Genomic DNA, 10,051 nt, shown 5'->3' with positions numbered 1-10,051 from the left:
ATTAGTGATAATCAAAAAGAGAACTATGATGCACTTTTAGTTGACGCTATTGATTGTTTCTTAAACAATCAAGAAGCAACCAATTCTATTGCCTCTTTACTTAACACCGGTTTCTCGAAGATAGAGAGCTTACTGGCCGCCGAACGGTGGGTGTGCCTTGATCGTAATATCTTCTTTGATAAAAAAGCCAAAGGTTTTTGGATGCTCAGCTCTGAGCTTAAGGAATTAGATATCATTGAGTCTGGCACTGAGTTAAGTTTCGTAGAAGAGGAAATACAAAAGAAAATCAATGATCCATTAAATGAATGGTCGATACCGAATAAAGAAGAGTTGTTATGTTTAACTCGCTTAACTCATGTGCCCTTTAATACGGTCAATGGTCGGCCTCAAGTTACTAGTGCCTATTGTCTTTATGACAATATGGATAAATGCCAAGGTTTCGATACCGATGAGGGCTATTTAAGAGTCTCTGATAGTGGTGAAATAGTTCCCTTTTTGCCTTACGAAAAAAGCGATGTATCAGCGCGGTCACTATTTATTACCTTAATTGAAAACGGCTTTATCCTTAACGAGTATAAAGATGATGTGGCATTAAAGGCTTTGATTAAAATCTTTCATTACAACAACGATGATGTCTATCCATCTTATAAAACGGATGCACTTGACAGCCTTGCGAAGGGCTTCACTGACAAAGTGACATACGCGTTACTTTTTGAAGAGAAAATCAGAGCCGATATTAGCCCTTATCATCAAAAAATTATCGAAGATACGGACTTGGGGCATTGGAGTTTATGGCAAGATGAACTTGATACTAGTGAAATGGAGGCAGTACCATTACCTAAAAAGCTAGTCGCGCGTGATCCTAAAAGCAGCATTAATGAAGGGGTTGTAGCGATTGACTTTGGTACTAAAAGCACGGTTGTGGCGTATCAAAAAGATAACGTTAACATTCATCCGATGCGGATTGGGACCGGAGATCTCAGCAAAGATATTGCGGCACATCACTATGAAAACCCAACCATTATGGAGTTTGTGAATCTCAACGCATTTTTAACCGCTTACCATCAAAAAGCGAACAAGCCCGATACGCGTTGGTGTGATTTGACGATTTCCCACACAGCGCAAAATTCGTTACAAGGCAGTGAGTCGAGCAAGTTTAATACCTTTCTTGATGCGCTAAAGCAGTGGGCTGGGGATAAAAACCGAAACTTAAAGGTTGTCGGCCAGCACGGCAAGATCATCGATCTTCCGCCGTTCCTATCTCTCAATGATGGAGATTTTAATCCCATTGAAATTTATGCCTATTATTTAGGGTTATATATCAATAACCTCAATAACGGTATTTTTATGGACTACATTTTGTCTTTCCCTGTCACCTATGAAGTGGCCATTCGCGATAAAATTATCCATAGCTTTCGAAATGGGCTTAAAAAATCGCTACCTGCTGAGTTGGGTAAAGAGACGATTGATACTATATCGGTGATGAAAGGTGCGAGTGAGCCAGCGGCTTATGCACTGACGGCATTACAAGCGTATCACATCGAGCCAGAAGGGGGTGAACGCGTTTTTTATAGCGTGTTTGATTTTGGTGGCGGTACAACGGATTTTGACTTTGGTATTTATCGTGAGCCAACAGATAAGAAGGACCGGCGTCGCTTTGACTATGTGATAGAGCACTTTGGCGCCGGCGGTGATAAGTTTTTAGGCGGCGAGAATTTGCTCGAGCTTCTTGCCTTTGAAGTGTTTAAGAAAAACAAAAATAGCCTGTTAGAGCATGGGATTCAATTTGAGAAACACCCAGAGCGAGATGCGTTTGCGGGAAGTGAGCAACTGTTAAGCCGTTCGCAAGAGGCACGTACCAATACCAAACAGCTATGCATTGCCTTGCGGCCTTACTGGGAAGAGCATGACGACTTTTCCTTTGATGCATCAGGTGAATTGCAAGTGACACTCACAGATGTCAACGGTGTACAGCACTCAGCTTTTGGACTACAAATCGATGAGCTGGAATTAAACGCCATTTTATCAAGCCGTATCGAGCGCGGTGTCGAAAACTTTTTTGATGCACTGCGGTTAGCATTTAGTAATCGCCAACATATGCTGTCGGACATTGCTAATGTGAAGATATTCTTGGCCGGTAATGCGAGTCAATCGAGCTTCGTGAGAGCACTTTTTGATAAGCATATTGCGTTGCAACATCAAGAAATGGGGCTAGCTGAAGGTGAAAGCCGATTTGAACTATTTCAGCCACTGGGCGTTGATAGCCAGGATCTTGAGAAGCCAACCGGTAAAACAGGAGTGGCTTTTGGGTTGATCGAATCGCGTGAAGGTGGCCGAATTAAAGTGATTGATCACAATGTGAATGACGATGATATTCGCTTTAAATATTACCTTGGCGAGAATAGAAAGAAAAAGTTTAAGCCGCTTATCGAACGCGACGTCAACTTTAATGAGTGGATTGATTTTACCTACGCGGACTACCAAACGTTCGAAATTTTTTATACTGACCAACCCAGTACCAGTACTGGACAAGTGGCGATTTCCGACACGAGTATCAAAAAGAAAGTGATAAAGCTAGACACGACGGATGATGACGCTTTGGTGTTCATTCGCGTTGTCTCGCCCACTGCCATCGAGTACGTCATTGCGAACGAGGACGATATCCACAATGACATATATTTAAATGAAATCAACCGTATCGAACTTTAAGGAGAAAGACGATGATTGCTTTATTACCTACGCTGATCCCATCAATCGTGAGTGCCATAGCAAAAGTCGCGGCAACGGTCGGGCCTATGGTTGCTAAATATGGACCTATGGTAATTAAAACCGTGGGAGAAAATTTACCGAAAGTAATGAATGCTGTCGAGGCAATTAATGTTGCCACCGGGGTATTTAACCCCAGTGATAGTGTCAGTGATTTGGGTGAAAAAGCACTGGCGGCAGATAAAAAGCCTGAAGATTTTGATAAAATCAATGATTATATTGACTATCTTAAACATGATGTTCAGGTTGAAGAGCAGGGCTTGAAAGAATCGTCAGTTGACACTACCGTTCGCGATGTTGTTGGAACAACGATTGCAATTAAAGCCATTGCAGAAAATATGGACATGCAGATGTCAAAAATATCACTGCCATTGTTGAATTCCATAAGTAGGCTTGATGTTGATCCAAAATTGACACTGGCAATTATGACGGCTTATGCACAAACCGAGTTAGAGCCTGCACATTTCGACAACTATTTGGCGGACAAACTAAGTATACGGGAAGCGCATCAGCATAGTGATGTGTTGGTACGGGCACACCAGATCGCCAATCCCGAAATGGACACGACACAAGCTGAAAACGCGGTTATGAATTTACGATAGGATCAACAATGACAAAGTCACTGATTGAGCTGCTTGAAGAGCATGCAAGTATTACACAAACAAATTTCGGGCTTGAAAAACCCATTCATATTCTTGAACATGAGTTTTCGCTCTATCACATCAAAGAAGTGACATTTGATGAAGACTCACCACGAAAAGAAGCGTTCGAAAATGTACTGAATGCATTAACGGCTCAAGGCATAGTCTTTACCTATCTGTTACTAGGCACAAACGACAGTGTTTCTTTCTATTTTGGTATTGCTAAAAACAAGCAGTATCAAGGCGATATTATCTTAGATGTAGATGATATTGGTGAAAAAATACTCAAACCCTCCATCGAAGGTAATTTTAGAGGCAGTGTTGTAGAAAAACTGGATAAAAATCAACGATCAGTTGTTAAAGAAAAACTGGGAAGTTTTCCTCATATGTACCGACTGCAAGGGGTGCCTAGTGTTCATGAGGATAACGAGGAGTTTCAAGGTGTAGACCGACTCGTTGATATCATGTCTGGAGATGAATTCTGCTTTGCAGTATTGGCCGATCCATTGTCATTACAAGAAATTAATACGATTGAGTCAGAGCTTTACTCGATTTATAACAAGCTATCACCCCTAGCGAAAAAAACAGTTCAAGATGGAAAAAATGAGGCAAGGACAACTGGTGAAACCGAGGGAAGTTCGGAGACAACATCAACGGGAAAAAATGATGGGATTACGATTACTCAAAATACAGGGAAGAGTCATTCTATAACAGGGAATACATCAGAAACAGTTGGGCAAAAGCAGTCCTCCAATGGCTATACCACAAACGATCATGACAAGTATAAAAGTGGTTCGGAAGCTAAAAGTAAAGGCACGACGACTTCTAAATCTGTTGCTAAAAACATAGGTAGCAATACATCTGAACAAAAAGGCACTTCATCGAGTGAGTCCCGAGAGTTTACCGATAAAGCGATCCAAGAATGGCTTAATTATATTGATGATGTACTATTGCATCGCGTACAAGTTGGAAAAAACAAAGGGCTTTATCTATCGAATATATATATGCTAGCCAAAAACAAGGCCAGTGCGATTAAATTAGGGAATACGGCTCGGTCGATATTTTCTGGCGAAGAGACAAATAAGTCACCGCTGACAGTAACGCGTGTGACAAACAAAAAAGAAGTTAATGCGTTTAGAAACTTACAACTTCCGGTATTGAAGAAAAGAAACTGGGAAATTTCATCAAGCTACAATCAGTTAAATCTATTATCTGCTAAAAATCCATTGAACAATTATGATTGTAATTGGCTTTCCACCAATGAGCTAAGTGTAGTGGCAGGTCTACCGCAGAAGGAAGTCGTTGGTTTAACGCTAAAAGAAGAAGTTGAATTTGGGTTAAATATAACGAACTCGATTGAGGAGACGAATAAACTTTACCTTGGCAGCCTGGTTAAAAGTGGTTTGATTCAAAACATTGATATTCACTTGGACAAAAATGAGTTAGATAAGCATATTTTTATCGCGGGAGTGACAGGCAGCGGAAAAACAACAACCTGCCAGCGATTATTGGATTCTGCAGATATGCCATTTTTGGTGATTGAGCCGGCAAAAACTGAATATAGAGTGCTTGCCAAGAATAATAAAGATATTCTAATTTTTACATTGGGGAATAATAATATTGCGCCATTTAAACTCAATCCATTTGAGTTCTTCCCACATGAGAATATCACCTCTCGTGTTGATATGATAAAAGCCAGTATTGAATCCTCATTCGATATGGAAGCAGCGATCCCTCAATTAATCGAAGCGGCAATTTATCAGTGCTATGAAGATAAAGGTTGGGATATTGCTACCTCGACGAACCGATTTTATGATGATCCTTTTTCTGACGGCGTCTATGCGTTTCCTACTTTAAGTTATTTGGTGTTGAAGACCGAAGAAGTGGTCGCTAGCCAAGGTTTTGATGATCGGCTTAAGCAAGATTATATTGGGTCCATTAAAGCCAGGTTACAAGGTTTATTAATTGGGGCGAAAGGCATCATGCTCGATACCCCACGCTCGATTAACTTTAATGATCTGGTAAAAAGAAATGTTATTCTTGAGTTGGAAGAAATACGCAATCCGAGTGAAAAATCATTAATCATGGGCTTCGTGTTATCGAATCTAAATGAAGCGATTAGAGCGAATCATCGAGCCTATCAAAAACAAGGGAAAAAATTTCGCCATATCACCTTAATTGAAGAAGCACACCGTTTGCTGTCTAAGTTTGAAGTTGGTGATAGTCAAAATAAAAAACAGGGTGTTGAAACCTTTGCGGATATGTTAGCTGAAGTGAGAAAGTACGGCGAATCTTTGATTATTGTCGATCAGATTCCTAATAAACTCACTCCTGAAGTGCTTAAAAATACCAACACAAAAATCATCCATAAGCTATTTGCTAAAGACGATAAAGACGCCGTAGGGAACACGATGGCGCTCACGGATGAGCAAAAAGATTTCTTATCTAATTTAGAGCCGGGTCGAGTGTTACTATCGAGCTCTGGGATGAGTAAACCACTGCAAGTGCAAATAAAAGAGCATGTCAGCACTACTAATGAAAAAGAGATTGAGGAAGATAAAATTAGACAGATAGCACTTAACTTTTATATCAATAATTATCGTTCAGGCCTCATTCCTGGGCTAGAGTTTCTCAATGTACCACCCAATGAGGACGATATTATTGATTTTTTACATGGTAAGGTAGCAATGGCTTGGTACCAGGCCGTAGGTCAAGACAAGAAAAAGGATGATTTAGTATATTATATCGACCGTTTTAGATGGGAGTTTATGTGTCATTTTATTAATGAAAATTGTTATAATAAGAGTGATGACGCGGATGAACAGGAAAGACAATCGTTGCTAAATGATTTTTTACGCAGTTTGTATATAGATCGTGATGTACGCATTACATTGCGACATCATGATACTTTCAGAAAAGATCTAAAAGATAAAGTTTAGGAGGGGTTATGGGTTTTTTTAGTAGCTTGGGGTCAGCGTTATCTAGCATAGCGTCTAGCGCATGCAATGTAATTAGTAGTGTGGCGAGTAAAATTACAGATGCGGTTAGCACGACCGCGACGAAGATCGCTGAAATGGGAGTGGAACTAGCAGCAAAAGTCGGTGATACGATAAAGGCGATTGGTATTAGTTTAGGTATTATTAACCCTAACTCCGATATGGCAGAACTTGGCGAAAAAGCCATGATGGCTGATATGAAGCCAGGTGACTTTGATACTATTAATGAATACATTAACTACCTTCAAAATGACGTGACCATTGATCGGGAAAAGTTCGATAATTTGGACGAGAAAGATCTGTTGGCTCGCTCATCGATTGGTGCATCGATTACATTAAAAGGCATTAATGAAAAGCTAGATACTGTTGTTACGCCTGATTTTCTGGCGGTAGTTGCGCAACAGGGTGTCGAATCAAAAGAAATTATCGAAACCATAAAAGTATATAAAGAAAAGCAGTTAGAAACGGGTGACTATGGTCTTTACATCAAGGATGAGTTAAGTGTTAGTGAAAGTGGAAAACATGCGGATGCATTGGTCACAGCCTACCAGAGGGTCGATCCCGATCTATCGTTGGAACAAATAGAAGACAAAGTGATGAGGTTAAAGTCTTAAATGACAGATTATATTGTTTCTGTAAAAGGTGACCAAGCGCAAGCCTATCGACTAATTTGGGGGCAGAGAGAAATTATTCGGTTTGAGGGAGAAGAGTATCTTTCGAAGGCTGATTTTTGGCACACCTTTAAGAAAAAAATTGAGTATGTCGAGGGCGAAAAAATCGCGATTGTCATGATTAGGGATGATCCAGAATTCAGTATCGACGCAGATGTGACCATTGCTGATCGCTTTAATAATGACTTAGAAGATGTCCGGGGTGTGATCGATGAATTTTGCTTACGGAACCGTGAAGCTTTGTGCTTCCCAAATTCGATCGATAAAGTAGATTTTCGGAGCATGAGTCAAGAGCGGCCCTATAACGAAGCGCCGATAATTGCTGATGCTTATTCGAGTGGTGCAGGGTCGACCCAGGAAGAAAAAGAAACTAACGACGGGTGGAGTGGTTGGACCGGCGATCAGTCGACCGACAAGAGCAAGGATGTCGAATGGGATATGACGCTTTGGGAATCCCCCACATCTGATGACTCTGACATGGAGTTGTTTGACGACAGCGATGTCGGGGATGTTGAAGACGGCACCACAGTCTTACCCTCAGACGGAGACTTCGACGATATTGAGGGAGACACGTCTAAAAGTTTAGATGGACTTATTGCTTTGTTTAACAATAGCTATTCGTTAGGTCGTGTGGAAATTAACGGGTCATTTGCGCGATACAACGACGTCGTTGATTATTTGAATACCGTAGATGTAGAGGAGTGTGATCACTTAGGTGATTTAATAACCATTGAGGTAGATGGTAACTCTTATATTGTCCTTAACCAAAAACAAGCAAGGGAATACTTAGGTGACGATAACGTTCGTCGTCGTGATATCCTTGGCACCACTAACTTACGCACGGTTTATGTTATTGACGGTAATGGGGAGGCTTTAGAAATGACCTTGGATATTAGCGACCACAACATATATCTCAATGATAATAAGGTTGTCGAAGACGAGCTGGCGGAAGTCATCGACCTGGCCTACGCTTCGCCGCTAGGCGCGGGGAGCACAGGGAGCGGTAAAATCAACCCTGATAATGTGGAATTTATCTCCGCAGCGGTAGAGTCATTTTCTGACATCGCTCCGCTTCTCCAGCACAACCTTGGGGATAACGATGCTATCGTGGGTACAATTAACTATCCACTTAGCCGTCAGGTCATTGTCGGTGATGCTAACGAGGATTATCTTCGTAACATCAGCATCAACAACCTTAAAGACCTAAAGGAGACTGTGGCGTCACTAAACGAAAACAACCACCGTAACATCGCTAAGATGATTACTAATACGCTGTTGTTTAAGTGCTTGCGCCCGGAAATACTCCGTGCGGGGTATAATGTAAATATCCCTGCTAACCTACCTGAGTTGGACGATCTTTGTGGTAAAGAAGATGTTATCAACGACATGGTAAGTAACATTCTCCTTTCGCTACGGGTGGTAGTTAACGTGCCTGAAAAAGGTGATGCGTTTACTCCTACTACAGTGCGGTTGCATGCCGAGCGCAACTTCATGCACACTAACAACCTAAATTCTTTCGAGAAACTCATTGGTGATAATAGCAAAACATGGGATGTCCCCACAGCAATTATCCCTGGGCTGAAAGGGTGTATGGAACGCATGAATAAGGCACACGTATCGTTTGATGTCTTCCTAAAAGAAGATAACATTCTGCGTGTATCACTGCCATCGGATGATCTCGACTGGGCATCGGTAACGTTGCTTAAAGAGATCTAAAATAAAACCATCAGGGTGTCGACTCAAAAGAAATTATCGAAACCATAAAAGTATATAAAGAAAAGCAGTTAGAAACGGGTGACTATGGTCTTTACATCAAGGATGAGTTAAGTGTTAGTGAAAGTGGAAAACACGCGGATGCATTGGTCGCAGCCTACCAGAGGGTCGATCCCGATCTATCAGTGGAACAAATAGAAGACAAAGTGATGAGGTTAAAGTCTTAAATGACAGATTATATCGTTTCTGTAAAAGGTGACCAAGCGCAAGCCTATCGACTAATTTGGGGCCAGAGAGAAATTATTCGGTTTGAGGGAGAAGAGTATCTTTCGAAGGATGATTTTTGGCACACTTTTAAGAAAAAAATTGAGTATGTCGAGGGAGAAAAAATCGCGATTGTCATGATTAGGGATGATCCAGAATTCACTATCGACCCTGATGTGGCCATCGCTGATCGCTTTAATAATGACTTAGAAGATGTCCGGGGGGTGATCGATGAATTTTGCTTACGGAACCGTGAAGTTTTGTGCTTCCCAAATTCGATCGATAAAGTTGATTATCGGAGCGTGAGTCAAGAGCGGCCCTATAACGAAGCGCCGATAGTTGATGATAACCTGTCTGATTCCGATAGCTCTTCTTCCGATGAAACCAGTATCCAGTCATTTTATCTTAAAAAAACTCGCAGCTATAAAAGGCAACAATAATGGCTATTTCCGAAAATGATTTATTATCTGCACTGGAAAATGAAACGGTAAAAAACAAAATTATTGCTATTGTTGAGAGCGCTAAGCAGATAAGTGCTAAGCAGTTGAGCGAAAGAGAAAACACCGTTAGAGTTGAAGAGTATGATCTTATCAAGGAGAGGAATGAAGAACTAGAGCTGGCACTGACTGAACAAAAAGAGAAGGTTGAAGTGTTAAGAAAGGAGCTTTCCGATCTGGTTAAAGCTTATGAAGATCTAGCGCAAAAAAAGAAAAATACAGAGGAGGATATTAATGCTTTTAAAGAAGATAACAAAAAACTGATCGAGGCGTTGGGTGACAAGGAAGCTGAGCTTAAAAGTAAGAAAGAACAAGTAAGTGAGGTAAATACAGCGTTAGATAAGTATAAGTATACCTTTGAAATCGATATATTAGTCAGCCAACTGTATCACGAGTTAAGCGAAAAAACTCAGGGGTCGTTACGAGGTATTTTCAAGGATACCAGTACTCAGGGCTTAGTAGCTTGTGGTATTCAAGAAAAGAATATTTCTAATCTTTGGGAT

6 protein-coding genes and 1 pseudogene are annotated in these 10,051 nt (G+C 40.9%); all 7 read left to right on the top strand.

From position 1 onward, the window contains the following. Window positions 1–2,709 (top strand): molecular chaperone DnaK (locus BZG82_RS16425; protein WP_108742998.1); only part of this gene is annotated, 2,709 nt, incomplete at its 5' end. Window positions 2,710–2,720: 11 nt separating this feature from the next. Then, window positions 2,721–3,368 (top strand): YqfQ family protein, encoded by a 648-nt coding sequence (locus tag BZG82_RS16640; RefSeq protein ID WP_241837391.1) that lies wholly within the window; start codon window positions 2,721–2,723, stop codon window positions 3,366–3,368. A gap of 8 nt (window positions 3,369–3,376) precedes the next feature. Continuing rightward, complete coding sequence (locus BZG82_RS15300; RefSeq protein ID WP_077766246.1) at window positions 3,377–6,346, top strand: ATP-binding protein; 2,970 nt, start codon at window positions 3,377–3,379, stop codon at window positions 6,344–6,346. Window positions 6,347–6,354: 8 nt separating this feature from the next. Beyond that, window positions 6,355–7,017, top strand: a complete 663-nt coding sequence (locus BZG82_RS15295) for a hypothetical protein (RefSeq protein WP_241837390.1) — start codon at window positions 6,355–6,357, stop codon at window positions 7,015–7,017. Then, entirely contained in the window at window positions 7,018–8,790 is a 1,773-nt protein-coding gene (locus BZG82_RS15290; RefSeq protein WP_077766245.1) for a hypothetical protein, read from the top strand. 224 nt (window positions 8,791–9,014) lie between these two features. Then, window positions 9,015–9,491, top strand: coding sequence for a hypothetical protein (locus tag BZG82_RS15285; protein WP_077766244.1), 477 nt, complete (start codon window positions 9,015–9,017; stop codon window positions 9,489–9,491). Continuing rightward, a pseudogene (locus BZG82_RS15280) lies at window positions 9,491–10,051 on the top strand (hypothetical protein); the annotation flags it as partial. The gene BZG82_RS15285 and the pseudogene BZG82_RS15280, both read left to right, overlap by 1 nt.

The organism is Salinivibrio sp. PR5, assembly GCF_001996085.1.
Taxonomy (GTDB): Bacteria; Pseudomonadota; Gammaproteobacteria; order Enterobacterales; family Vibrionaceae; genus Salinivibrio; species Salinivibrio proteolyticus.
The sequence above is the reverse complement of the archived record's forward strand: the minus strand, read 5'-3'. Positions and strand labels throughout refer to the sequence as shown.

Excerpts from the sequence above, each read along its gene's own strand:
- BZG82_RS16640 (WP_241837391.1), top strand. The coding sequence starts at position 2,721 with ATGATTGCTTTATTACCTACGCTGATCCCATCAATCGTGAGTGCCATA.
- BZG82_RS15300 (WP_077766246.1), top strand. The coding sequence starts at position 3,377 with ATGACAAAGTCACTGATTGAGCTGCTTGAAGAGCATGCAAGTATTACA.
- BZG82_RS15295 (WP_241837390.1), top strand. The coding sequence starts at position 6,355 with ATGGGTTTTTTTAGTAGCTTGGGGTCAGCGTTATCTAGCATAGCGTCT.
- BZG82_RS15290 (WP_077766245.1), top strand. The coding sequence starts at position 7,018 with ATGACAGATTATATTGTTTCTGTAAAAGGTGACCAAGCGCAAGCCTAT.
- BZG82_RS15285 (WP_077766244.1), top strand. The coding sequence starts at position 9,015 with ATGACAGATTATATCGTTTCTGTAAAAGGTGACCAAGCGCAAGCCTAT.